Raw genomic sequence first — 26007 nt, forward strand, 5'->3', positions numbered from 1 at the left:
ATCACTCGATTTTTTTAATTTACCATTTCGAGCCCATTCTTTATCTAGATTGAATATATCATAAATAATAGAAAAAATTCCATATTCTGATAAATTTTATTTTAGGGGAAATGCTTGCGCTTTTTTAATAAGCGTCCATTTTACAGAGATGATTTGACGATTACATGAGAGAGTTACAAAAAGTGAACTTGAGCAGGTTGCCTTTTGCCGTTGAAGTAGCTTCAAGTGCTGAAAGATGAGAGGGAATAGATTGACAGAGCTTTTCTTTAACATGAGATTCTTTTACCAGCAATTTTGTTGAAGCCCTTACAGAAAATCATAATTGAAGGATGAGCGCAAAACGGAATTTTTAGTTGTCAGTTTCTGTATTCTATCTTCCAAACCGAAAAGCCGAAAGCCTAATGATAGGGAAAAGAGTAAAAATTGTCAAAAAAGCCGCAGTTATTGTTCTCATTGCTGAGGGATCTCTTGCACGCTGCAATTTGGCAGGAAAAATGAAAAGGGAGAAAAGAAATTGAATAAAGGACTTTTTTATATGTAAGTCCTTTATTCGTTCAAAACGATAATAATTGGAAGACAAAAGGCTGTAAATTGTTGTTAAAATAATCGCCGAAGTAAAGAATCAATTTAATATTCATCTGTTTCCCACTGTTAATGACGGAACATATTTTTTACACACTACAACTATTGAAAAGAGAAGCGTTTCTTGCCCGAATTATATTCCTAACTTGGCTCCAAAAAAATAAAAGTTGAGAGCTTCTTACATTTACGATAATGTTTTCTTGCTTTCACATAGCTTTTGATAGCGTTCGAGAAGTTTTTCATATCGAACCATTCCGGCATCTTTGCTGCCTAGTTCAAAATTTCCATAAAAGCCGTGAAAATCAGATCCTCCTGTTTCGATCAGCTCGAATTGGTCCGCATAATATTTGACAAGTTCTTCGTCCTTAGGTCCATGCAAAGGGTGAACTGCTTCGACGCCTTCTAAGCCAATCTCAACCCACTCGGGGATTGCATCAAAATTGTTAAATTGTTTTGGATGGGCAAGTACCGGCAGACCGCCCGCCTCGCGGATGGCAATAATCGCATCTTCCACATCGACATACTGTATAGGTATGTGCGCTAATCCTTGCGGCTTTCCTTCCCCGCCTTTTGAAAAAAGCTTATCATATAGATCGCCATAGATTTTGTCAGCGTATCCTTTGTTTATTAAAGCATGCATAATATGCTGTTTGTATACCCCTGTGCCGTCTTTGGCGAATTGTTCTACTTCTTCCCATGAAATGTTAAAACCTGCTTTCATAATTCTTTTCGTCATTTCATACGATGCCAGGTGTCTCATCTTTAACAGCGGGCTGCACAGGTTTTCAATCGCTTCGTGATGCGGTTCCACAAAAAAGCCTAAAATATGGGCTCTCCGTTGTCTTTTATAGTCATAAGCCGAAATCTCGATCCCTGGAATAATGGTTACTCCAAGCTGCTCTCCTATATATTTCGCTTCCTTTAATCCTTTTGTCGTATCATGGTCCGTAATTGCCAAATGGGTGATTCCTTTTTCTTTCGCAAGAGAAATTACTTCAAATAGACTCATTGAGCCATCTGATATATTTGAATGACAATGTAAATCAATCATTACGGTCAACACCTGCTTTCACTGTTTTTATAAAATAATTAATGAGTTTCACGCAAATTTACCTTCATTCTTGTCGAAACAAATTCGAAAATGATCGCTAAAACAAGAATGAAGTAAGTAATCATTCCGATTTCCCTTAAATCAAAATAAAATCCGCTCGCCATAAACAAATCAAATCCGATCCCGCCTGCTCCTGCGGCAGCCCCCATCGCAACAGCAACGGAAAAGTTAATCTCAAATCTCATAAACGTCCAAGAAATTAAATACGTCATTGATGAGGGGATTACCGTCTGAAACACAATTTGCCACCAATTGGCCCCGCAGCCCTTTAATGCTTCGATCACACCTTCATCCAACTCTTCGAACGATTCAGAATATGCTTTAATCAAATAGCCAATGGAGTGAAACGTCATGCCAATAACAGCTGCAACACTTCCTAGACCAGCAGCGACGGAAAAAATCAGCACCCACAAAACAGTAGGAACGGCGCGAATAAATGCAACAAAGGCTTTAATGGTATTGGAAACAACTTTATTTGATAAATTTTGCGCTGCCAACAGCCCTAGAAAAAGTGCAATAACAGCTCCGAACACTGTCGTCAAAAAAGCAAGCCCCAAGGTTATCAACACTTGATAGATTGATTCTGTTATAGTTAAACGCGAAAAGCTTGCTTCGAAAAACATTGTTTTAAAATTCGCAAATGTTTCTTTTAATCCAGACATGAAATTTGTATCGCCATAATCAAACATTGTAAAGCCATAAACAGTAATAACGAATAATGCTGTCAATGTCAGCCGGATGGCAATTGCCTGCTTCGTCAACGGTTTCACTTTTATTTTCGAAGAATGCGTTAATTTTCCGCTGTCTTTCAGAGTGCTTCCAGTTTTCATCAACCATTCATTATTCATATCATCACCCTTTCTTCCTTAAATTTTCATTCATCGTTATAAAATGACCCTTCTTATCAAATTCGAAAGATATTCAATGACAAATACCGTCAGTATGATAGTCATGACAACCAAACTCGCTGCACTATAATTGGAGCTTTTATAATACAAGTCAAAAGAAAAACCAATTCCAGTACCGGTTAAAATTCCAACTAAAGTCGCGCTGCGAATATTCGTTTCAATTTCAAATAATACCCAACTGATCATCTGGGGAAGGCTGGATGGAATGACCGACTGGAAGATGATCGAAAAAAATTGGGCGCCGGTTGCACGCAATGCTTCAACGGAACTATTGCTAACTTCATCGATCGTTTCTATAAATGCTCGCGTTAAAAAACCAAAGGAGGCGAAGAACAAAGCAAAAAATCCGGTAATGGAGCTTTGTCCAAAAGAAAAGAGCAGAATCAATGCCCATGCAGCTACCGGAATATTACGAGAAACAGTTGCAATTCCTCTGCTTATTGCACTTAATAAACCATTCACTTTCGTCGTCTTCGAACCGCATATTGCGAAAAAAGTTGCAAAAATAGCTGCTGTTGTCGTGGAAGCGACTGATATTAAAACTGTTTCTTGTAATTTACTTAAAATATCCGGAAGCTTTTCCATCGCTTTTGCATCAGGAAAAAAATTTGTCACTCCCCACTCTACTGCCTTTGCAACAGAGGCGAGTCCTTTCACAAGCTGAAAATCTGTTATAAACATAGAAAGATACGTTAACACAATCAACAATAAAAAAAATAAGGAGAAGCTTCTTCTTCTTTTTACAAAGATATCTGCTTGCATGATCTTCACCTACATTAAAGAATCAGATTCTTTACTTCAGACCCATAAATATTGCGAACAATATCTTCTGTTATTTGTTTCGGCGAGCCATCGTACACTTTCTTTCCATTATTAATACCGATAATTCGATCAGAGTACTTCAAAGCGACATCGACTTGGTGCAGGTTGACAATACAAGTAATTCCGAGTGTAGAAGAAATATTTTTTAAATGATCCATAATGATTTTGGCTGAGTTTGGATCTAAGGAGGCAATCGGCTCATCACACAATAGCATTCTCGGATTTTGAATTAAGGCTCTGGCAATTCCGACGCGCTGTTTTTGTCCGCCGCTTAGCTGATCACACCGTTTATACACTTGATCCTCCAGCCCCAACAATCCGAGAATATGAACCGCCTGCTTTTTCTCCTCCTCGCTGTATAAACCGAATGCTCCTGCCAAAGTTGACTTGTAGCCGAGCCTTCCGTGGAGCACGTTTTCAATTACGCTTAATCTAGTGACAAGATTGTAATGCTGAAAGACCATTCCAATGGTTGCTCTCACTTTTCTTAAGCTTTTTTTGCCAAGCTTTAAAATGTCGACACCATCAAATATGATTTCACCGCTAGACGCTTCGATCATGCGGTTAATACACCGGAGGAGGGTTGATTTCCCCGCCCCCGATGGACCAATGATCGAAACGAATTCCCCTTCTTTTACAGAAAAGTTCATGTCTTGAAGCGCCATTGTATTGGTTCCATAACGTTTTGACACGTTATTTAATGTTAAAATGGCTGTCATCGTTTATCCCTCACCAAATCCTTATTTAGACAATTCTCTGATCGGATCAAACCAAGAATCCTCTACTTCAACGAAACGCTCATTAGCTTTTTTCGTAAACAAACCGCTAAAATCAGAATCCTCCGGCACGAAAATCTTCGTATTGTTGGCTACTTCATCAGAAACAAAAGCTTCCACAAGCTTTTTGCGATCTTCTTCAGATACGGTTTCCGTATTGACAACAAACGGAGCATTCAATACCGGTGTGACTGAAATTAAGACAAATTCCTTTCCAGGCACAGTATGAAACGGCTCAGCAGCATCATTTTTGACTTTATATACCGCTCCCGGTTTATTTTGCTCACCGTCAACTAATTCAATATAGTTGTTCACACATGTGTCGCAAAATGCTGCTACATCTACTTTTCCAGACAGTAAGTTAACCGCAGACCCTTGATGAGAGCCTCCATATTGCACTTCGCTGAAAAACTTGCCCTCGCCGCCTTCTAATAAATCTTCAGCAGTTAAATCTTTGTACTCTTCTTTTTGGCTAAAGTACGAAACGATTTCGGTCGATGGAACTTTAAAGCCTGATGTGGAGCTGTTAGACACAAATGAAAAATTCTTTCCAGCTATATTATCAATGGAAAACCCGGAGCCGCTTTTGTACTCGTCTTCATCCCCTTTATTTACGGCAAGCCAGCTGTAGTACATGGCATCATCAAGTGTGCCGGATTCACCGCTCGGAACAACGAGAGGAAGCACTTTTTCATTTTTGTCATGAGCCTCTATGTATCCCTGTGCACCCATAAACGCTAAATCAGCATTTCCGTTTGCAATCGCCTCAATGGCAATAATGTAATCAGTTGTCGTCTTATGCTCGACTTTCTTTCCAGTTGCTTCTTCAATCAACTTAGCGATTTCGTCACGTGCCGCTTTCAAATCTTCACCGGATTCATTCGGGTACCATGCAATTGTAAGCGTATCGTCGCCGTTTTTTTGAGCGGAACCGCTTTCTGTTCCTGCAGATGATGAACATCCTGATAAAAAGATGACCAAGATGAAAGCGATGCTCATAAACCTTATCATTTTTTTCATATTCATTACCCCTTTTCTTGTCAAAATAGATTTTTTTCCATTTATAATTGAATATAAAGGATGAATGTAAAGGAACTGTTAATTCATACCGTTGAATTACTAAAGAATTTTTAATGTTTTGTAAAGGGATTTTTTTCAGAATACTTGATGATTTCCCCGTCCAGCATTCGGTATTCTACATCACATAAGTTTTGCATGAACAACATATCATGAAAAATTCCCAGCATTGTTGTCCCTTCGCGAACGAGCTGTTCCATCAATACTCTTACTTTTTCCTTCGATTCATCATCTAAACTTGCCGTCGGTTCATCCAATAAAAGTAGTCTCGGACGCTTTACCATTGCTCTAGCGATGTTCAACCGCAGTTTTTCACCCCCGGAAAAAGTAGCAACATAACTATCCCAAAGCTGAGGATCCAGTTCAAAATGCGTCAATATTTTTTCTGTCTCTTCCTCCGCATACTTATCGTTATGCCCCATTTCTAATATTGCTTGTTTGACTATTTCCCTGGCCGTTATACGAGGCAAAGCATTTAAAAACTGTGATACGTATCCGATCTCATGCTTTCGTAAATAAATCATTTCTCTTTCCGTCGCTTCTCGCAAATTGATTAGGCCAAACTTTTTTGAGTTGTACCAGATGTCTCCACTTTCAGGCAAATATGTGCGATAGATGCATTTTAAAATGGTTGATTTACCGCTGCCGCTTTTACCGGTAATACCGACAAATTCTCCTTCTTTTACAACAAAGCTAATCTTGTTAATTGCGCGGATTTCCTTGTTTACACTGTGCAATCGAAATGTTTTGGACAGGCTCTCAACCGTTAAAATGTTTTCCACTGAATTCCCTTCTTCCCTCATACTTATCTAGAAATGTTTCAATATGTTGAGACAAGTCGTCGATTCGTTCTTTCAACGTTTCATACGACCAGTCCCACCACTTGATTCGTTCCAATCGTTTAACCGTTTGCTCATCAAATCGGCGCCTTAGCGGTTTGGCTGGTATTCCAGCAACGATTGTATAAGGCTCTACATCCTTTGTCACAATAGCTCCGCTGCCGACTACTGCACCATTGCCGATTTTTACACCAGGCATGATTATTGCCCCATGGCCAATCCATGTGTCATGGCCGATATAGGTGATTTGTGCTTTACGCCATGATAAAAACGCTTCATCGTCATGAGTATCAACTCCATACATTTTTCTCCGATACGTAATATGGTGCAAAGTAGGGCGATTCATCGGGTGAGCGGTTGGACCGATTCGCACCATCGCAGCAATATTGGAAAATTTTCCAACTTCAACATTTTGCAGGATGCAAAACTGCCCTGTATAAGAAAAATCCCCCATTTTTACATTTTCTAAATAATTGTGAGCCCCTATTTCTGTGTATTCACCTAATTCTGTATGAAACAACTGGCAATGTTCATGGATATAAGGTTTTTTTGACAGCTTTTTCTCGATCATAGAAACTCCCTTTCCATCATCTTTAAATTCTATAATTTGTTTTCAAGATTAAACGGCCGTCCACAAAACAAGACGTGATAACCGGAAAATCTAAGTCTATTTTTTCGATGATGACTATATCCGCTTTTTTTCCTTCCTTAATTGATCCAATTTGATCATCCAGTTTGACAGCTTTGGCCGGGTTAATCGTCACAAGCTTAAACATTTCGACTAGGTCGATATCGCTTTTTTCGCTCATTTTAAAAACAGCATGAAGCAGCGATGGAGGATAATAGTCACTACATAAAATATCGATACACCCGTGTTGAATGGCTTCTTGTGCAGATAAATTTCCGCTGTGGGACCCTCCCAAAAGAACGTTCGGAGCCCCGGCTACCGTCAGCATTCCTTTCTTTTTCGCATTTTTAGCAATTTCCAAGGTGATTGGAAATTCACTGATCGAAGCCCCAAAGCTTTGCACAAGCTCAAGTTTTTCCAACGTGTCATCGTCATGAGAAGCGATAGCAATACCTTTTTGTTGTGCCAGCGTTGCAATTTCCTTTATTCCCTCAAGTGTTAATTTTTCCTTATGCTGATGTTTTGTAATGACTCTATCAATCTCTTCATCACTGAGCTCTTGGTAGCCTTTTATCGTTTTTCTGTAAATTTCTAAATCTCTATATTGTCCTTGACCAGGGGTATGATCCATAAACGAAATTAAGTGCACCTTGCTCTCAGCAATGTACGATTTTAAGTTTTCAACTTCTTCGATGCTGTCAATTTCAAACCGTGCATGGAACCGATGTCGTATTAAATGCTTTGTATGATGAGTTTGGTGGATCATTTCAATAAATTTCCGGACATTTTCCGGCTCACGGATCGGTTTATGTGAAAATTCCGAGCTTTTATAAATAGAAAGTGAATGAAACATTGTTGTAATCCCATGGGTGATTAATTCTTTTTCCGCTTCGCGAAGACTTAAATGAAAATTCATTAACGATGTCGGTCTTGGTGCTGCCATATGTTCAATATAGTCAGAATGAAGATCGATAAACCCAGGAGAGACATATCCGCCCGCCGCATCGATTACTTCCATTCCTTCCTTCCAAGCGATTTTCCCTTTGCCATCAATTTTGCTAATTTTATCTCCTTCAATAAGAAGATCGTAACCATCGAGAATGGTTTCTTCCGTTATAATTCTTCCGTTTGTTATGAGATACACGTTTTTTCCTCCATTCTCACAAGTCCAAAAAATTGATCATAATAATGAATGGACGAGCTGCTGTGTATAAGGATGCTGTGGATCTTCCAAAATTTGATCGGTCAACCCTTGCTCGATAATTTTTCCTTCCAGCATGACGAACGTTCTGTCTGCAAGCATTCTGATAACGCCTAAATCATGGGAAACAACGATCATGCTTATCTTCAGTTCCCTCTGTAAATTCCGTATCAAATCTAAAACATTTGCTTGAACGGACAAATCAAGACCGGTCGTTACTTCATCGAGAAGAAGAATCGGCGGATTATTCGACAATGCTTTGGCGATTTGAACTCTTTGCTGCATGCCCCCCGAAAATTTTTGGGGCTCCTCCTTCATCCTAAATAGCGGAATGTTTACCTCCTCAAGCAGCACTTGTCCTCTTAACACCATCTGTCCAACATTCCTGTTCCCTGCCGCAATTAATTTTTCAGCAATATTGCCGATGGAGGAAAAGTTCATGCGCAAGCCGAGAAGCGGATTTTGGTAAACTTTCCCCATCAGATGGTTGCGAATGTACCGTTTTTGTTGGGAGGACTCGTTTAATACGTTTTTTTTTCCATCATGATAAAATCGGATATACACTTCACCGCTTGTGGCCTCTTGATCAAAATATAGCTGTCTCATTAATGTTGATTTACCGCTGCCGCTTTCACCTACAATGCCTAATACTTCACCGGGATAGAGATCAAACGAAATATCACGGCAAGCATATACCGTACCGCAGACAGGGCAAAAGTTTTTCACCAAAACGGCGGAATCCGCCTTTCCGCATTGGCTGCATCCAGGTCCGAATTGTTTGTTTAACTTTTTGACCGATAATACTGGATTGCTTAAATCATCCATGTTGAACACCTCTTGATTCTGATTGCTCATTTAATCTTGATAAACAATAGCTTGTATCATTGCATTGGTAATAGGTTTCACCTGTTTCCTCATTAAACAATTCATCCAAATATACTCCCGTAGCGCCGCACAGTCTGCAATGTTTATCTTCAAAGCTCTCCACTTCAAACGGATAATCGTCAAACGCAAGTGAAACGACTTTCGTGTATGGTGGTACAGCGTATATCTTCTTTTCACGACCGGCTCCAAGCAAAATTAATGCCTTTGAATAGTGCATTTTCGGATTATCAAACCTTGGTATAGGACTCGGCGCCATGACATACCGATTTTCCACCATCACAGGATGATCAAAATCCGAAGCCATATGCCCGTATTTCATGATTTGTTCAAAAAGCATCAGCCATGCGCCGCTGTATTCTTTCTCCGCATGAAGCCTTTTCGTATTATATTCGCTCGGTTCATAATCGCGCAGCGGTTCAGGCAGTGGTACTTGTAATACAAGTATCTGGCCTTCTGTAAGAGGAATTTCTGGAATTCGATGTCTTGATTGAATGATCGTTGCTTCTTGCGTCTCCTCCGTCGTTTTAATGCCCGCCGTTTTCATCACCAATTTTTTAATGTTTACCGCATTAACGGATTCATCAGAGCCTTGGTCGATTACTTTTAAAACATCATCTTTGCCAATGAGAGAAAGGGTTAATTGCACTCCACCTGTTCCCCAGCCGCGTGCAATCGGCATTTCTCTTGATGCAAATGGAACTTGATAGCCCGGAATGGCAATTGCTTTTAATGTGGCTCTTCGAATTTCCCGTTTGGAACCTTCATCGAAAAAAGCAAAATTATAATGGATTTGCATGAATTCCTCTCCTTTTTACATTTCTTGCTTGCTTTTTGATTTGCGTACAATATCAAGCTTCGATTGGAAAGTGACATAGTGAGGCAGCTTCAAATGTGAAATAAACCCGGTGGATTCAACCGAATCAATATGATAAAGGACAAATTCCTCGTCTCCTGTCGGATAGTCCCTATTTCCCTTCTCCAAACTATTGTCTAAAATCCCCATTGCGATTGCTTTCGTTTCGTTTTGACCAAAGCAAAGACCATATCCGATTTCAAACTTAATTTCCTTTTTCCCGTCCCCGATCTCAACTGTTTCCGGAATTAACATTTCGACTTCGGTTGCTTTAATTTCCCCAATATAATAAGCATCGTCTTCTCCATTAAATGAATGAAAAGGGCTATCGATGTAAACCGGCAAATAGCCGACACGCAGTTCACCTACTGTTGGATGAAGACTTCCATATCCGCGAATGACGGCATAAGCTAATGAAGTCACCGCCCCTGTCTGGCCTCTCGTTAAAACTTGGAGACGTTGACTGCGGGTGGAAGGAAACGTCAAGCTTTTTCTCGTTACATCATCAGGCTCTGTATTATCCATTACACACTCCGAGAACAAACCTTCTTTTCTTAAGTAATCACTTACTTTTGGCAGTTTGCCAAAATGTTTTTCATCCACTTCGTCGAGCGTTTCCTTCTCATAGGCCGAAAGCCAATTTACTGCATCTTCATCTGTTTCCTCCATGAGGTCAAAGTCGAGCAAACGATGAGTGTAGTCAGTTGTAGCTCCTAAAATTTGGCCGCCTGGTATATCTTTAAAACTAGCTGAAATCCTTCTTTCGATACTCATGTCCTTTGTATTAACTATTTGCGAATAATGCTTGCGCGGTAAAGTGGATCGATATGCACGAAGCAGAAAAACCGCTTCTTCAAGATTGCCTTCAGCATGTTTGATCGCTAGCGCCGCAAGGGTTTCGTCATATAGACTGCTCTCTGACATCACCTGATCAATCAATCCCCGCAGGCCAGCTTCAATTCTTCCAATGTCAAGAACAACTCCTTTTTTTAACCGCTCATATTTCAACCGTTTAATCGACTCCTCAATGGCAATTGTTCCGCCTTTCACTGCCACATAACCCATCAAAGCTTCCTCCCTTCTGATAAAATTTGCGTCGTCCTTGGCAGACATAAGAGATGATGATTTTTGTCCACAAAAATTAAATCAACCCCCATTGGAAATTCAGCGTTTTGTTGCTGTCGAACTTCCATCCAATTCCCATTTACTGAAACATTTACATAATTTGCTTCTTCAATGCCCGGACCTGTTAATTTGAAATCGCATTCATCCGTAACAGCATCTGCCTCAACAATAATGGTTGCTGAATCATGGGGATCGATGAGACTGCCGGTTTTTACTCGCTGTAATATTTGCCCAAGTTCATCTTCAGCTTTGTCATAAAGTACAAAAACGAAATCAGCGCGTTCTGCTGCATCAGCTTTTGCATAGGTTAGTTGGTTTATCCAGCGAGTTGTCTCTTCTTCCTTCTCGGAAACTACCTTAAAGGTCACTTCAGTATCTAGAAGCATTGCAGCCAGAACAAGTGTCGAGGGAAAACAGCCAGCCTCAAGATCTACTTTGGCCGCCTCATCTTTTAAATTTGTTATCAATCCGGGCCTAGACATGGAATCAACAACTTTTCGATATGCACGTTGAATATCGTGAATAAAATCTAATTTCATTCAACCTCTGCTCCTTTTAAACATCCATCGTTTCAAAATTTACTTTTGTCTTCAAAATTTTCATAAAGGAGTTCTTTCTTTGCTCATGAATTGCTGCTTCCTCCTTCAACAAAACTTCATTCCATCGTTCCGTTTCTGGCAATTGTGCATTGTAAGCTGCATCGACCACAGCCAAATGGTATGCTAATTCCGGCTCATGTCCTTTTAATATGCCGAAGCCGATATACCCGCTAATTTCCACTTTACATTCTGTTACAAAAACTTCTCCTAAGTAGAACAAACTGTTCTTTGCCGTTTCCCGAACTTTTACCATTACTAAACCGTTGTTCGGCTTTTCAATCGTTTTTACCTCATACTTAGCTAAAATTTGTTGTGCCAATGTGGCGGCAACGTTCTTATTTCCGTTGATTAAAATTTCTGTTCTTCGCCTTCTTTCCATTTCCGCCCCTCCATCATGATTTTTTGCTTCCGTTGATTTAAGCATATCTTGTTGCCAAGTGGAAAAAATTTAAAAAAAAGTAAATTCTATTAATTTTTTGCAAACGCATTTTTAAGAAAATGTTAATGAGCACACAAAAAAAGAGAGATTCCTTGAATGAATCTCTCTGCTGCTTTCAATCCAAAATCGAAAGCATATAAAAACAAGAAGAGAAAAACGCATGTTTTCCTCTACTTGTTGGATTTTAGGGACTTATCGGACATACCCAAAAGCAAAAGTTTTTTATATAACAAAGTTAAAGCAATCACTCCGATAAAAAATTTCTGTATGTTCAAGCACCGTTCCGGTTTTTTTATCGATACATCCTGTCTCCAACACTAAAAGCGGAATTAAACTGGTGCATTCAAGAATTTCCCATAGGAATTTAGTCGGAAATAAAACCTTTAACACGCTTGACTTCGATTCAAATTCAGTGAAGCCTTTCTTTTGATAATAATCAAACATGGACGTGATTTCCTTGCCATACAAATCAATATCATCAAATACGGATTTCGCCACGTAGGAAATATGCAAGGCAATTGGTCGATTATTGACAATGCGCAGCCTGCCTATTTTAAATACTCGATCCGTTTCCTCAGCACCGAGAGAATGAAAGATTGCTTTATTATAGCCGATTTCTTCGCAAAAAATGTTTTTCGATCGGAAATGGTGCCCAAGTCTAATCATTTTCCTGCTGAAGCTTTCATCCCCGGAAAGAACAAGCGGAATCTGCATTTGCCGATCTTTTACATAGCTGCCCTTTCCTTGTCTTGAATAAATATATCCCATCTCCTGAAGCCTTTCGTATACTTTGCGGATTGTCATTCGCGGAACGTTAAAATAGTCAGCAAGCTCATTTTCGGATGGTAATTTATCATTGGCCCCATACCTGCCAGAATGAATATCTGATATGATTTTATCAATGATCTCCATTTCTTCTGCCATCTGCATTCTACCCCGCTTTGAAATTGACCTGCTATTTTTTCACACGGCAGTTCAAAAACTGCGCTTTGAAAAATATTTTTTGCTACACTTTCTATTGGTTACATTCAGTATAGTTTAAGTAACTGGAACTGTCCAAGCCCATTTTATAGTCTATAGAGGATCCAACTGCTAATTTGCTTTAGATGCTGATAAATAAAGTTTTGCTGCATTATATTAATCTAATTTGCGAAGATGCTTGCTAATCGACGGCTGACTTATGTCAAACACTTCAAGAAGCTTGCAAACGCAATGTGTAAAACCCTCCTGGAAAGCATTAAGAACGTTTCAATCGAGTTGAAATACGTTCCTTCCATCCATGTTCCATAAAATTCCTTTCTGTTTCTTGTGTAGAGCCGGATCAGTTTTGGAAAATATGAATCAAAAAATACTAAAATTTTCAAGCTCTTTACTAAACCCATTCTATTTAACCCTTATCGGTAAAGGTATTGATCAGTTTTCATCATTTTATTCCACAACTTATCACTATTCTTGAAACAACTTTACTTGATAGTTTTTTATTTCGTTCACCTCTTTGCATATTTTCATATCCAGTATGGTCAACGAATGATTCTATTAGCAAAGAAGCAAAAACTTGAAATAGTTTTTATAAAATATGGTGTTAAAATATTCTGAATTGTTGTATTATTATTTTAACAGCTAGCAAAAAAAGACAACAATGTTTCCAAAATGACGCACTTTTTTCTGTAAAAACCAAGAAGGAGGAATCGAAATGGGGGAGGCCGGGAAAGGAGCGGTTATGGAGACGTCCATTGATCACTTGTTGGTTGAAAAGCTTTCAGATCCGCGAACGATGGAGCAGCTAATCCACTTGCTTGATAAGCTGGAGAATGTAACGTTCCTTTTGGATATGCTGGAAAATTTCCTTCAACGCGGACCGGAATTTGCTGATTCGATCAATGAACTTGTCGTTCTTTTGCGACAAAGCATATCTAGACCAGAATATGTTACGCGTTTTGAGAATGCTTTAACCGCGTTGCATAAAATGCAAGAATTCCTCGATTCTCCGCAAGTTCAAGAGCTGATCAAGTCCGATGTTTTGGACGTGCGCTCGGTGCAAGTAATTGGAAAGGTGTCGCGTTCATTGTATCAAGCCTCTAAAGAAGCAGCGGAAACGGGAACAAAACGTGTGGGAATTATTGGTCTGATGCGGACATTAAGCGATCCGGAAGTACAGCCTGCACTTAATTTCGTCCTTAATTTTGCACGAAACTTATCGAAGGAGATCAGCGATGCATGAGTTGTCTATTGCCCAAAGCTTAGTTGAATTGGCGGCAGAAGCGGCGGAAAATTCGGGAATAAAGAAAGTTAAAGCGCTGTTTTTAAAGCTTGGAGTATTATCAGGTGTCGTAAAAGAAGCCTTAGAATTTTCTTTTGATGTGGTTGTTCAGGGAACTTCTTTGGAAGGGGCTAAACTTATTATTGAAGATGTCCCCGTGACCATTTTCTGTCCCAACTGCCAAGAAGAACGGATTTTGCCTGAACCGCTTCCTATGCGCTGTCCTACGTGCGGCACAAAAACTGGCCAAGTCCTTGCGGGACGAGAGATGGAATTGTACGCTTTGGAAGGTGGAGAAGAAAATGCATGATTTGACCTTGAATCCTCGAATTGTTGAAATTCGCCAGAATGTTTTGAAGAAAAATGATCTCCTTGCTAGAGAATTAAGAAAGCGGTTTCAAAACGTGGGCGTTTATGTCGTCAATCTCGTTTCCAGTCCTGGAGCGGGAAAAACGACGCTGCTTACAGAAGTGCTTACCCGCCTTGGCAAACGCTATCGAACAGCCGCTTTAGTTGGCGATTTAGCAACTGAAAACGACGCGGACCGCTTGCGGCAAAGTGGAGCAAAAGTGCGCCAAATTACTACTGGCACAGTTTGCCATCTGGAAGCGGAAATGATTGAGCGAACGTTGCAAGATTGGGAGTTGGAAACATTTGATTTCCTTTTTATCGAAAATGTTGGAAATCTCGTCTGTCCCGCAAGTTATGACTTGGGAGAAAACCAGCGTGTAGTTCTTTTTTCCGTGACAGAGGGCGAGGATAAACCGGTAAAATATCCGACTATTGTCAACAGTGCTGATACGGCGATTATCACAAAAATTGATTTAGCGGAAGCGGTAGATTTTCAGCGAAAACGATTTTATGAAGCATTGAATGAGGTGCGCCCAGGCATTCGCATTCACGAAGTTTCTGCTCGCACAGGAGAAGGAATTGACGAATGGATTTCACAGCTGGAAGCGGATAAATCAGCATTTATTCATTCGTCCGGCTCTCTATAAGCAAAATTTTAGATGAATAGAACGCTGCGAAAGACTATGATTTTGAGTCGTTTGGTTGAAATAGAAAACGATTTGAATCAAGCCGACAAGTCGCCAAACACCAGTGAGACATCTAAACAGGAGAGCGTCTATACGAAGATGTATTTTAAAATATCAGAACCTTCTGACTTTCGTTGCGCAAAGGTATTGAAATTGAAAAATCTTGCCAAAAACTTTTTGGAGGTGGAGAAAATGGTGAATCTCCTTTGGATGCACGGCGGTGCGTGCAATGGAAACACTCAATCATTTTTAAATGCGGAAGAGCCAACGATCATTGATTTAGTAACCGATTTTGGCATTAACATTTTGTATCACCATTCTTTGTCGATGGAGTTCGGTGAGCAAGTTCGCCGCCTTTATGAGCAAATTCTCAATGACGAAATCCCGCTGGATATCTTGGTGGTAGAAGGGACAATTATTCAGGGACCTGACGGAACAGGGCACTATGATATGCTTATGGACCGTCCGAAAAAAAACTGGATTTGGGATTTCGCCCATAAAGCGCAATACGTTGTCGCAATCGGTGATTGTGCGTGCTGGGGTGGAATTCCGGCGACAAAACCGAATCCGTCTGAATCGATTGGTCTTCAATATATGAAAGAAGAACGCGGGGGATTTCTTGGTACACAGTTCCGTTCGAAAGGTGGACTCCCAGTCATTAACATTCCTGGTTGTCCGGCTCATCCCGACTGGGTGACGCAAATTCTTGTAGCCATTGCTACTGGCCGTTTGGAAGATGTTGTTTTAGACGATCTTCAACGTCCGCAAACGTTCTTTAAAACGTTCACCCAAACGGGCTGTACGCGTGTGCAGTATTTCGAGTGGAAAGAGCCGGTGGAAGAGTTCGGACAAGGTACGCGAAAAGGATGTCTCTTTTATGAGCAAGGCTGTCGAGGTCCAATGACTCATTCGCCATGCAACCGCATTCTTTGGAACCGTCAATCTTCCAAAACTCGGGCAGGAATGCCTTGTATTGGCTGTACGGAGCCTCAGTTCCCGTTCTTTGACCTAGCACCTGGAACAGTTTTTAAAACGCAAAAAGTTCTCGGCTCAATTCCAAAAGAAGTACCACAAGGCACCGATCCGCTCAGCTACTCTGTGAATGCGGCATTGGCACGTGCTGTGGCGCCGAAATGGGCGAAAGAAGATATGTTTGTTCCGTGATATTAACGAAATTCGGATTTTTGTCATCAAGATGAAGTGGAATCAGATATGAGTGAAGCACCAATAAACCGTTTGTGATGTTACTTAACGGAAAAAGTGACATCTCCACAAAGACGTGAAGCTTGTTCCGTGATCATTAACAAAATTCGCAACTTTTGTCATCAGGATGAAGTGGAACCGGATATGAGCGAAGCACCAATAAACCGTTTGTGATCTTACTTAACGGAAAAAGTGACTATCTACACAAAGACGTGAAGCTTGTTCCATGATCATGATCATTAATGAAAATCACGACTTTTGTCATCAGCATCTAGTGGGAACCGAACATAGGTGAAGCACGAATAAGCCGTTTGTTGATGTTGCTTAACGGAAAAAGTGACCGTCTCGTCTACACAAAGGCATGAAGAAAGTTATTTTGTATGTTTGAAATCGACGATTTCCATTTACTGTGATTCAGATATCTTTTAATGGAAACCATTTTAGAAACGAGGTGCCTAAAGAACATGAAAAAGCAAGAGGCTATTGTAAAAACAAACAAACTGGAAATTAAAGTACATTCCCTCGGTCGTGTAGAAGGAGATTTGGATGTAAAAGTAGCCATTGATGATGGCGTTGTTGTAGATGCTTGGACGGAAGCAACGATGTTCCGCGGTTTCGAGATGATTTTAAAAGGAAAAGATCCGCAGGCCGGTTTGATTGTTACTCCTCGGATCTGCGGCATTTGCGGCGGCAGCCATCTAACGAAAGCAGTTTATGCGCTCGATACGGCTTGGGGGACGGAAGTACCGCCGAATGCTACGCTCATCCGCAATATTGCTCAAGCGGCGGAAACGATTCAAAGCATTCCGCGTTGGTTTTATGCTTTGTTCGCAATTGGTTTAACTCATCGACATTACGCTTCTTCTAAGCTGTACGATGAAGTGGTTCGCCGTTGGGCTCCTTTTGAGGGAGAGCATTATGAGATTGGCGTCACTGTTTCAGCTAAGCCGGTGGAAATTTACGCAATCCTTGGCGGACAATGGCCGCATTCCAGCTTCATGGTTCCGGGAGGCGTTGTCAGCTCGCCGACATTGTCCGATATTACTCGCTCTATCTCGATTTTGGAATATTATCGGGAAAACTGGCTGGAGAAAGTTCTTCTTGGTTGTTCCGCTGAACGCTGGCTGGAAAACAAGACTTGGGACGATGTTCTTGCATGGCTGGATGAGAAGCCGGAACATCGCAATTCTGATCTTGGCTTATTCATTCGCTATAGCATGGAAATCGGATTGGACAAATACGGAGCGGGGCCGGGCCGCTATTTAGCCACTGGAAGCTTTTTTAACCCGCAGCAATACCGCTATCCGACGATTGAAGGACGCAACGCAGCGCTGGTTTCCCGTTCGGGAATATTTGATGGGGAAAATTTCCATGATTTTGATCAAGCACGGATACGCGAGGATCATACCCATTCTTTCTATCGCGGCAGCGGTTCTTACCACCCATTTGAAGGAGTAACCGATCCGGTGGATCCGATCGAAGGGCAAAAAGAAGGAAAATATACGTTTGCTAAAGCACCGCGGTATGATATTCCAGGCATCGGAGAAACTCCTCTGGAGGTAGGTCCGTTGGCCCGCCAAGTAATTGCTGGCCGCTCTGGTGCTGAGGAGTGGCAAGATTATGATCCTCTCTTTTTGAACTTGATTAAAGAAATCGGGCCAAGTTCGATGGTGCGTGTGTTGGCTCGCCTTCACGAAGCCGCGAAATATTATTTGCGCATGAAGAAGTGGTTGAAGCAAATCGATTTAAACGAAAAATTTTACATCAAGCCGAAAGAATTGCCTGAAGGACGCGGATTCGGAGCTACAGAAGCAGCCCGCGGCGCTTTGGCTGACTGGATTCAAATTAAAGATGGAAAAATTGAAAATTATCAAGTCGTCACTCCGACAGCATGGAACATTGGACCGCGTGATCGTCACGGTCAGCGCGGACCTATCGAAACAGCGATGATCGGCGTACCTATTAAGAATCCTGAAGATCCGGTCGAATTGGCTCATATTGCCCAAAGCTATGATTCATGCCTTGTTTGCACCGTTCATGCTTATGATGCCAAGTCGCATAAAGAGTTAGCCAAATATAAAGTGATAAATATATGCTGATATCTCTAATATGCAACTTTAAGTGACGTGTTTTTCTGCAGTGCAAGCATATCAGCAGACGTTTCATATACAACTGTAAAACTAATAGTCGAGTAAAACAGACAAAGAATGGTAATGGGAACGGTACGCCTGCAGAAGGAGGAATTTTGTATGAACGTTATGATTATTGGATGTGGCAATTTGCTGCGAAGTGATGATGGGGCGGGACCCATGTTGATCCGCAAATTGTGGGAACATGGGGTCCCACCGGGAGTCCGTTTGGCTGATGGCGGAACTGCTGGCATGGATGTAGCTTTTCAAATCGGGGATGCAGAGGAGCTGATTCTAGTAGATGCCTGTAAATCAGGAGATGAACCGGGCACGATTTTTGAAATTCCAGGTGAAGAGGTGGAAACTCCTCCGCTAAAAGATGTTAATCTTCACGATTTCCGCTGGGATCATGCGATTGCCTTAGGCCGATGGCTTTTAAAAAGCCGCTTCCCGAAGAAAGTGACCGTTTTCCTGATCGAAGCCGAAAACATATCGTACGGATTTGGATTGTCTCGAACGGTGGACAATGCCTTAGATCGTTTAGCGGATGAGCTGCTTCAGCGCTTAGGAGGGAAAAAAAGTGAAGCTTGAACTGACACCAACTGGCTATCTTCATATTCCCGCCGAAGAAACGGTGCGGTTTCCTACAGGAACAGCCATCGTTTTAATACGTGACGAAGAACTGTGGGTGATGCCGGTAAGTCATTTGGGAGCGGGCGGATTGCTGTTAAAACTGCGCAATTCTCGTGGAGATCGAAGCATGTTTGTCCAAGAAATTTTGCCTGAAGGTGTGCAGCCGGGAATTCGTGACGCTGTATGGGATGAACGATATGGAGCGCTTCGCATGCCACTTTTTTGTTCCTGTGCGATGTCGGAGAAGTAAAAGTATATAAGCCGCTTCATCCCTTGACTTGAATGGTCATGATGAAGAAACAGTTTTGGACCTGGCCGACAGGACGATAAGATGATATCCATACTAAATGAAACGAGAGTGAGTAATTGCACAATAATCGTTAGTACGTTAGAACATGCCGATCTTAGTTATTTAGAGGTTTCGTTGTTTTTCCAATTACAGTTTTTAAAAGGGGGAATAACAGTGCTGCAGCCACAGCCAATCGGTGTTTTTCCTGGAGCGGCAGGTTTTTTTCTTCTACCACCTGTTCCAAATGCAGATCAATTCATATCCCTTCTTCTCCGCGGACATTTTCCTGATCGTTGGCCGGAGAACTGGCGTTTTTTTGCTGCGGCGATTGAGGGAAAAAGCGAAGACGAGGTGCTAACATTATTGCCGGAAGGACCGGAAGCTGCTTATAACCGATTTATTTTAGATCCACAAACATATACATACACTTTAGCCAAAGAAGTGCTCCCAGACGATTTCTCCTTGCTTTTGGATGCAGCGGCGTGGCGCCTGAAACTGTTTGAAACTCCCCCACCGCTTGGCGATGCGTCAGGAGAAATACGGGCGTTTTTATTGGCGACTCAAGCGTACGACGCGTTTCAACAAAAGGATTGGCCGACTGGGCTTTCGCTTCTTTCCGAAGCCGCCGCTACAGTAGAAAACGTGTCACCTGTTTTTTCCGCTCGGCTTTACGCGGAATATGCGGCGACAAAACAAATGCTTGGTGATCGCGGGAAGGAGACAGTAGAAGGATACCGGAAAGCCCTCTCTCTTTTAGAAACGTCTTCCTTTCAGGAAGCAAGGGCTGAACTGTGGTTTCAATTAGGCACAGTACATCAAACTGGCGCGGATGGACGGAAAGGTTCTCTTCTAGAAGCAGTCAGATGTTATCATGAAGCACTAAAAGTATATCGGAAAGACACTTATCCAGAAGAGTATGCTACCGTTCATATGAATCTTGCTTTAGCGTATTTAGCCATTCCGTCTTTAGACCGCAGCGCCTATTTGCGCACAGCGACAGCGATCCAGTCATTAAGAGAGTCTTTACGCATTTTTAAAAAAGATAAACACCCTGAGCTTTGGGCAAGCGCCACGGTCAATCTAGCCAATGCGCTGCAACATGTAAAATCCTCTCATCTTGAAGATAATCTTTGGGAAGCAGTAGCTCTTTATGAAGATGTGCTCGAAGTACGCCGCTCTAAAGACGATCCAATAGCATATGCCCGCGTTTTAGCTAATCAAGGGAATGCGTTGGCACATCTAGGTGCGTTTTCCCGAGCGGTACCTCGGTTGGAAGAGGCCAGTCAATTGTTTCGTAAATATGGAGAGCATGAGGCAGCGAGTGCCATCGAAGACGTATTAGCGGAAATTGCCCTTAAGCGGAAGCAAGCAGCAGTCAATGAAAAAATGGAACAGTAAAATGTGCGAAAGAGAGGAAGGATTGCATGAATCCCCACGAACAGCAATATTTTAATCTTTTGTTGGGTATGGCGGTTGACCGCTTTTGTGAACGTATCATCCAGCGCAATGAAGGAGCTCAAAAAGCTCTGGAACGGCTTCGCGCAAATCCTCAAAGTGAGGGAATTTGGCTGAACGAATTTGTGGACGCTTTCTTTCGCGATGCCCTTCTTGATAATCCAGCGGGCTCTTGCCTCATTTTGCAGGCTTTAGCCAATCATCGCGTCAATGATTTTATTAACATTGTTGACCGTAATACGGTTGAAGAAATGCTGCAGGAGATGGCCAAACAAACATTTGCCGCTTTATTATATCGGAAAACCGAAGAAGCTCTGGAGCAAACATTGGCTTTTGGAGGTGAGTGATCATGAAAGTTCAGCAGGAAGAGGATTTTCAAGCTTTGGCTGGACGGGTGGATCGCGTGCTGGACTCGATAAAGGGTCTGCCAGAAGACGCTCGGATGAAAGCAATGGAATTGAAAAAAGCCATTGAAGCCTTTCACGAACATGCTCTTAGAAAACTCGTTCGCACGTTTCGTGAAACGGAGGCGGGAAAAGAATTGCTGTTGAAAGCTGCAGAAGACCCTTCTATTTATGCGATGTTTTTGATGCACGGAATCATTAAACAAGATTTATTTACCCGTACCGCCGCCGCGTTAGAAGAAGTGCGTCCTTATATGCGTTCCCACGGAGGTGGCGTGGAGCTAGTTAAAGTGGAAGGAAATACAGTTTATGTCCGCCTTCAAGGAGCTTGTTCCGGTTGCTCGCTATCCGCTATGACGTTGAAAAATGGGATTGAGGAAGCAATTAAAGCCCGCGTTCCAGAAATTGAACATGTTGTCATGGTCGAAGAGGAAGTGACCTCCGGCTACATGCCATTTCACGCTATGAATGATACTGGAAATTTAGAACAAAACGGATGGGTGCAAGGTCCATCCGCTTCGGAACTGGAAGAAGGGAGTCCTGTTCGCTTTTCGCATGAGGAGCTCGATGTTTTGCTGGTTCGCTTAGAAGGAAAAGTAATGGCATTTCGCAATCAATGCCCTCATATGGGGATGTCTCTTGACGGAGGACTGGTGGACAACTCTATTATTACTTGTCCATGGCACGGCTTCCGTTTTGATTTATCCACCGGGGAATGCATGACGGCACCTCACGTGCAGCTAGAACCCTTTCCAGTTCGGGTAGAGGATGAAAAAATATGGATACGATTAAGTTAACCGCATATCCCGAACGGTGGTTAGGGGGACCGGCCCCAGGCGGTCTTGTGCTGCCCCCTGCCCATCCAAACAGGATTCATCTTTATGCACCAAGGGGAGTGTATGTAGACGATGATATTGTAGTGGCGGCCGACAGCGGCAACCATCGCGTACTCATTTGGTACAGTTGGCCGGAAAATGATCATGCGCCAGCTGACATCGTGTTAGGTCAGCCTGATTTTGAAACAGAAGGACCAAAGCTGTTTCATCTCCCAACTGGCGTTGCGGTCATTGAAGGAAAGCTATTTGTCGCAGATGCTTGGCACCATCGTCTGCTCATTTGGGAAACATTGCCGAAAATAAATAACCAGCCTCCCGATTATGTCTTGGGACAAGAGGATCTGTCAGGGACATCCCCGAATCGAGGAGGAAAAGTTAGTCCGACTGGATTTTATTGGCCATATAATTTTGCATACATTGATGAATGGTTTTACGTAGCGGATACGGGGAATCGCCGAGTTTTGGGATGGAAAGGTTTACCGGAAGATGGGCGTGTTCCTGATGTCATTCTTGGTCAACCGAATGGTTATGTAAACAGTGAGAATAGGGGAAAAGGCGTAGGAACGGATACGTATCGCTGGCCTCACGCTCTTGCCGGCGACGGAAATACGTTATACGTTGCCGATGCGGGCAATCACCGCATTCTTGGTTATACGCCGCCTCCAGAGACGGACCGCCCAGCTGAGTTAGTTCTCGGTCAACAAGATTTTACTCAGTCATTTGAACTTCCCCATGTACCGCAAGGACCCCGGCGCTTCCGGTTTCCTTACGGGATCGCACAATACGACAATTTGCTAGCGGTGGCTGACACGGCAAACAACCGCATCCTTCTTTTTACTGAGTCGCCGCGAAAAGGAGCGTATCATCCTGCTTCGTATGTTATTGGCCAAGCAGATTTCGAAGGAATGGGAGAAAATCGCTGGAAAGCCGTAACAAGGGATTCACTTTGCTGGCCGTACGGGATTTGGTGTCATCAAAATCGTCTGGCAATTGCTGATTCAGGAAATAACCGCGTCATCATTTGGCGCCTTGAATTTACATGATTGTTCTAAAGAATCTCTAACAAAAGTTTCAGTGTTTTAGTGTTCGAATGAACTTCTAGTTTTCTTTACGGACAATAAAATATCTAAATTTTCATATTTATTGCAAATCGGGGGGAGCGATTCATCCATGTGTTTAGCTATTCCAGGCCAAATTGTAGAAATGTTAGATGGTGACCGCCATTATGCTGTGGTGAATGTCTGCGGTGTGCGCCGCAAAATTAACATTGACTTATTAAAAAATGAACATCTCCTTCTTGGAGATTGGGTGCTTATTCATGTGGGATTTGCGATGAGCAAAATCAGTGAAGAACAAGCAAATGAACAATTGAATTTGCTAAGCATGTTAAATGAATCGGATGAAGCGATCGAGGAAGTACAAGGTTACCAATTTGATAACGAAAAAGTTTAAACATGTTAATACACAGCGCTGGAGACTTAAGGCAACAAAAGGCATATGATTGGTCAATCATAACCCGTTCCGAAAAAGACGATATGCATGCAGGCAGTCGTTGTTGATCTAATTTTAGGAGGTGCAGTTTAATGACGACGATGAAATATGTTGACGAGTTTCGCAATCCGGAATTAATCCGCAAAATATCGGAAGAAATCCACCGCCACGTCGATCCAGATTATCACTATCGTTTTATGGAGGTTTGCGGAGGACATACCTTTTCGATTTTTCGATTTGGATTGCAGAATCTGCTGCCTGAAAACATTGAGCTTGTCCATGGACCGGGATGCCCTGTCTGTATTCTTCCAATGGGACGTATGGACAATGGACTTTCGATTGCCAAGCAGCAGGACGTCATTTTTACCGCATTCGGTGATGTAATGCGCGTTCCCGGGAAACATGGAACGCCTCTCGAACTAAAAGCTAAAGGGGCTGATATACGTATGGTGTACTCCCCTTTAGATGCTTTAAACATAGCGATGAAGAATCCTGACCGGCAAGTTGTGCTGTTTGCGATTGGCTTTGAAACTACCGCCCCATCAACAGCATTGACGCTCATGCGCGCACGTGAATTGGATGTGCCCAATTTCTCTGTATTTTCCAATCACGTCCTAATTATACCGGCAATGCAGGCAATATTGGATTCTCCGGATATGCGCATTGATGGGTTTATCGGACCTGGTCATGTTTCATCTGTAATCGGCGCCCGTCCTTATGAAAGCATCGCAAAAAAATACCAAAAACCGATAATTATCTCCGGTTTTGAACCGCTCGATTTACTGCAATCGATCCTCATGCTTGTAAAACAAATGCGCGAGGGGCGGTTTGAAGTAGAAAATCAATATAGCCGCGTCGTTCCTTACGAAGGAAATATGTCTGCACTTGATGTAATGAAAGAAGTTTTTGAAGTCCGCTCTCTTTTTGAATGGAGGGGACTTGGGGCTATTCAGCAGTCTGCGCTCAAATTGCGGCCTGAATTCGCCAAGTGGGATGCGGAAGTTCGTTTCCAAGTCGAGGGAGCTCGTGTGAGTGATCCGCAAATGGCGCCTTGCGGACAAGTATTAAAAGGTATATTGAAACCGCATCAATGCCAGCTGTTTGGCAAAGAATGCACTCCGGAACATCCTGTGGGAGCTCTTATGGTGTCGTCAGAAGGGGCATGCGCCGCCTATTATCATTACGTTCATTTGCAAGAAGCAGTGGGTGAATAAAAAGGAGGAAATTATATAGATTGGTTTTCCCTGTTAGGTGAAATACAATGCGTTTCGAATTCGGGCAGTGGCAGGGTTCATCAGCTTACTTTCAGACGTTATATGATTTGGGAGACTCTCACTGAACTTCTTAATTAATCGTTGCATCAGGAAGAAAGGAAGGAACAAGCATGAAGACAGCCAAAGTGAATTTTACTGATTCTTATATCGAATTGGCTCATGGCGCTGGCGGGAAAGCAAGCAGAAGACTGATCGAAGGACTGTTGGTTCCCTATATGATGGGAGACAAACCAGCAGAATTAAATGATGCGGCATATGTTGAGGCAAATGGGAGCCGATTGGCGTTTACTGCAGACAGCTTTGTTGTCAATCCACTCGTCTTCCCAGGGGGATCTATCGGCGAACTTGCCGTCAACGGGACTATAAACGACTTGGCGATGGGGGGAGCAAAGCCGTTGGCTTTGGTGACAACACTTATTATCGAAGCGGGATTGGCAACGTCGGAGTTGGAACGGGAGGTGGCGGCTATCGCCAAGGCAGCTCAACGTGTCGGAGTGCCTGTGGTCGGGGGAGATACGAAAGTAGTGGAGCACGGAAAAGCGGACGGTCTGTACATCACGACAGCCGGTATCGGCCTTACCGATCCGCGCGTTTCTCTTTCGTCCAGAAACGTTCAACCGGGTGATCATGTCATTTTGTCTGGTGCAATTGGTGATCATGGGATTACCGTTCTCTTGGCTAGAGGGGAGTTGGATTTAGAAGCTGACCTTACTTCCGATACTCGGGCGGTTTGGCCGTTCGTATCGGCACTTATTGAGGCGGCGGCGCCGGGGCTTAGATGGCTGCGCGATCCAACCCGAGGCGGTGTAGCTACGGCATTAAACGAATTGGCAAGAGACGCTCAAGTAGCTGTTATACTCGATGAAGAGGCAATTCCAGTTCGCCCGGCAGTGCGCGGTGCCTGCGAAATTTTAGGATTGGATCCCCTTCATATTGCCAATGAAGGGCAGTTTCTTGCCGTCATTTCGCCTGAATATGCCGATATCGCATTAAAAACACTTAAAAGCATGCCGGGCGGGGAGAATGCGAAGTGCATTGGTGAAATACAAGCAGAGCCAAAAAAAGCAGTTTTAGCACGTTCTCAATATGGAGGTACACGCTTGATCGATATGCTGATTGGCGATCCGTTGCCTCGCATCTGTTAATCAATC

At 42.5% G+C, this 26007-nt stretch carries 28 protein-coding genes and 1 pseudogene; 14 read left to right on the plus strand and 15 right to left on the minus strand.

Going from position 1 to position 26007, the window contains the following annotated elements:
• Window positions 1-766: 766 nt before the first annotated feature.
• The 15 genes and pseudogenes from NSQ94_RS16910 to NSQ94_RS16980 form a co-directional block, all read right to left on the minus strand.
• A complete protein-coding gene (locus NSQ94_RS16910) occupies window positions 767-1633 on the minus strand; it encodes a PHP domain-containing protein (protein ID WP_144597141.1) in 867 nt (288 codons plus the stop codon).
• A 38-nt stretch (window positions 1634-1671) separates the two neighbouring features.
• Window positions 1672-2523, minus strand: coding sequence for an ABC transporter permease subunit (locus tag NSQ94_RS16915; protein WP_144597269.1), 852 nt, complete (start codon window positions 2521-2523; stop codon window positions 1672-1674).
• Between the two features lie 54 nt (window positions 2524-2577).
• On the minus strand, window positions 2578-3363 hold the full coding sequence (locus NSQ94_RS16920) for a phosphate/phosphonate ABC transporter permease (protein ID WP_327847868.1): 786 nt from the start codon (window positions 3361-3363) through the stop codon (window positions 2578-2580).
• Window positions 3364-3377: 14 nt separating this feature from the next.
• Complete coding sequence (gene phnC / locus NSQ94_RS16925) at window positions 3378-4142, minus strand: phosphonate ABC transporter ATP-binding protein (protein ID WP_144598237.1); 765 nt, start codon at window positions 4140-4142, stop codon at window positions 3378-3380.
• A gap of 21 nt (window positions 4143-4163) precedes the next feature.
• The gene (gene phnD / locus NSQ94_RS16930; RefSeq protein ID WP_339229725.1) at window positions 4164-5219 is read right to left on the minus strand and encodes a phosphate/phosphite/phosphonate ABC transporter substrate-binding protein; all 1056 of its coding nucleotides are present in this window, start codon (window positions 5217-5219) and stop codon (window positions 4164-4166) included.
• A gap of 110 nt (window positions 5220-5329) precedes the next feature.
• A complete protein-coding gene (locus NSQ94_RS16935) occupies window positions 5330-6058 on the minus strand; it encodes an ATP-binding cassette domain-containing protein (RefSeq protein WP_063387911.1) in 729 nt (242 codons plus the stop codon).
• A complete protein-coding gene (locus NSQ94_RS16940; RefSeq protein ID WP_162877053.1) occupies window positions 6036-6686 on the minus strand; it encodes a DapH/DapD/GlmU-related protein in 651 nt (216 codons plus the stop codon). Before NSQ94_RS16940 ends, NSQ94_RS16935 begins: the two co-directional genes overlap by 23 nt.
• A gap of 22 nt (window positions 6687-6708) precedes the next feature.
• Window positions 6709-7887, minus strand: coding sequence for a phosphonate metabolism protein PhnM (gene phnM, locus NSQ94_RS16945; protein ID WP_066248156.1), 1179 nt, complete (start codon window positions 7885-7887; stop codon window positions 6709-6711).
• A gap of 36 nt (window positions 7888-7923) precedes the next feature.
• Complete coding sequence (locus tag NSQ94_RS16950) at window positions 7924-8769, minus strand: ATP-binding cassette domain-containing protein (RefSeq protein WP_063387914.1); 846 nt, start codon at window positions 8767-8769, stop codon at window positions 7924-7926.
• On the minus strand, window positions 8762-9625 hold the full coding sequence (locus tag NSQ94_RS16955; RefSeq protein WP_339194130.1) for an alpha-D-ribose 1-methylphosphonate 5-phosphate C-P-lyase PhnJ: 864 nt from the start codon (window positions 9623-9625) through the stop codon (window positions 8762-8764). Before NSQ94_RS16955 ends, NSQ94_RS16950 begins: the two co-directional genes overlap by 8 nt.
• A gap of 15 nt (window positions 9626-9640) precedes the next feature.
• The gene (locus NSQ94_RS16960; protein WP_339194128.1) at window positions 9641-10747 is read right to left on the minus strand and encodes a carbon-phosphorus lyase complex subunit PhnI; all 1107 of its coding nucleotides are present in this window, start codon (window positions 10745-10747) and stop codon (window positions 9641-9643) included.
• Complete coding sequence (phnH, locus tag NSQ94_RS16965) at window positions 10747-11346, minus strand: phosphonate C-P lyase system protein PhnH (RefSeq protein WP_327847871.1); 600 nt, start codon at window positions 11344-11346, stop codon at window positions 10747-10749. Before phnH ends, NSQ94_RS16960 begins: the two co-directional genes overlap by 1 nt.
• Before the next feature lie 16 nt (window positions 11347-11362).
• Window positions 11363-11785, minus strand: a complete 423-nt coding sequence (gene phnG / locus NSQ94_RS16970; RefSeq protein WP_144598232.1) for a phosphonate C-P lyase system protein PhnG — start codon at window positions 11783-11785, stop codon at window positions 11363-11365.
• Window positions 11786-12067: 282 nt separating this feature from the next.
• Entirely contained in the window at window positions 12068-12769 is a 702-nt protein-coding gene (locus NSQ94_RS16975; RefSeq protein WP_117017256.1) for a GntR family transcriptional regulator, read from the minus strand.
• 213 nt (window positions 12770-12982) lie between these two features.
• Window positions 12983-13043: pseudogene (locus NSQ94_RS16980) on the minus strand (ArsR family transcriptional regulator); the annotation flags it as partial.
• 495 nt (window positions 13044-13538) lie between these two features.
• Between NSQ94_RS16980 and NSQ94_RS16985 the strand changes: the two are divergent.
• The 14 genes from NSQ94_RS16985 (at window position 13539) to hypE (ending at window position 26001) form a co-directional block, all read left to right on the plus strand.
• Window positions 13539-14066: a DUF1641 domain-containing protein gene (locus NSQ94_RS16985; RefSeq protein WP_063387608.1), complete on the plus strand. Its 528-nt coding sequence runs from the start codon at window positions 13539-13541 to the stop codon at window positions 14064-14066.
• Window positions 14059-14415 (plus strand): hydrogenase maturation nickel metallochaperone HypA, encoded by a 357-nt coding sequence (gene hypA / locus NSQ94_RS16990; RefSeq protein ID WP_063387609.1) that lies wholly within the window; start codon window positions 14059-14061, stop codon window positions 14413-14415. Before NSQ94_RS16985 ends, hypA begins: the two co-directional genes overlap by 8 nt.
• The gene (hypB, locus tag NSQ94_RS16995) at window positions 14408-15103 is read left to right on the plus strand and encodes a hydrogenase nickel incorporation protein HypB (RefSeq protein WP_063387610.1); all 696 of its coding nucleotides are present in this window, start codon (window positions 14408-14410) and stop codon (window positions 15101-15103) included. The genes hypA and hypB overlap by 8 nt, the downstream gene beginning before the upstream one ends.
• A gap of 42 nt (window positions 15104-15145) precedes the next feature.
• Entirely contained in the window at window positions 15146-16306 is a 1161-nt protein-coding gene (locus tag NSQ94_RS17000; protein ID WP_242009338.1) for a hydrogenase, read from the plus strand.
• Between the two features lie 503 nt (window positions 16307-16809).
• Window positions 16810-18444, plus strand: coding sequence for a nickel-dependent hydrogenase large subunit (locus tag NSQ94_RS17005; protein ID WP_339229727.1), 1635 nt, complete (start codon window positions 16810-16812; stop codon window positions 18442-18444).
• 150 nt (window positions 18445-18594) lie between these two features.
• Window positions 18595-19065, plus strand: coding sequence for a hydrogenase maturation protease (locus tag NSQ94_RS17010; RefSeq protein ID WP_063387612.1), 471 nt, complete (start codon window positions 18595-18597; stop codon window positions 19063-19065).
• Window positions 19055-19357, plus strand: a complete 303-nt coding sequence (locus tag NSQ94_RS17015) for a hypothetical protein (RefSeq protein WP_063387613.1) — start codon at window positions 19055-19057, stop codon at window positions 19355-19357. Before NSQ94_RS17010 ends, NSQ94_RS17015 begins: the two co-directional genes overlap by 11 nt.
• Window positions 19358-19570: 213 nt before the next feature.
• Window positions 19571-20794, plus strand: a complete 1224-nt coding sequence (locus NSQ94_RS17020) for a tetratricopeptide repeat protein (protein ID WP_240326800.1) — start codon at window positions 19571-19573, stop codon at window positions 20792-20794.
• A gap of 26 nt (window positions 20795-20820) precedes the next feature.
• Complete coding sequence (locus tag NSQ94_RS17025) at window positions 20821-21198, plus strand: hypothetical protein (RefSeq protein ID WP_066248148.1); 378 nt, start codon at window positions 20821-20823, stop codon at window positions 21196-21198.
• Between the two features lie 2 nt (window positions 21199-21200).
• A complete protein-coding gene (locus NSQ94_RS17030) occupies window positions 21201-22052 on the plus strand; it encodes a NifU family protein (protein WP_066248146.1) in 852 nt (283 codons plus the stop codon).
• Window positions 22034-23134, plus strand: coding sequence for an NHL repeat-containing protein (locus NSQ94_RS17035; RefSeq protein ID WP_063387616.1), 1101 nt, complete (start codon window positions 22034-22036; stop codon window positions 23132-23134). Before NSQ94_RS17030 ends, NSQ94_RS17035 begins: the two co-directional genes overlap by 19 nt.
• Before the next feature lie 127 nt (window positions 23135-23261).
• Complete coding sequence (locus NSQ94_RS17040) at window positions 23262-23543, plus strand: HypC/HybG/HupF family hydrogenase formation chaperone (protein ID WP_063387617.1); 282 nt, start codon at window positions 23262-23264, stop codon at window positions 23541-23543.
• Between the two features lie 131 nt (window positions 23544-23674).
• Entirely contained in the window at window positions 23675-24796 is a 1122-nt protein-coding gene (gene hypD / locus NSQ94_RS17045; protein WP_242009337.1) for a hydrogenase formation protein HypD, read from the plus strand.
• A 170-nt stretch (window positions 24797-24966) separates the two neighbouring features.
• Window positions 24967-26001 carry a hydrogenase expression/formation protein HypE gene (hypE, locus tag NSQ94_RS17050; RefSeq protein WP_066248144.1) on the plus strand — a complete coding sequence of 345 codons (1035 nt, stop codon included), beginning with the start codon at window positions 24967-24969 and terminating at the stop codon, window positions 25999-26001.
• Window positions 26002-26007: the final 6 nt, after the last annotated feature.

Origin of the sequence: Aeribacillus sp. FSL K6-2833, from assembly GCF_037965815.1 — a bacterium.
Classification (GTDB): domain Bacteria; phylum Bacillota; class Bacilli; order Bacillales; family Aeribacillaceae; genus Aeribacillus; species Aeribacillus composti.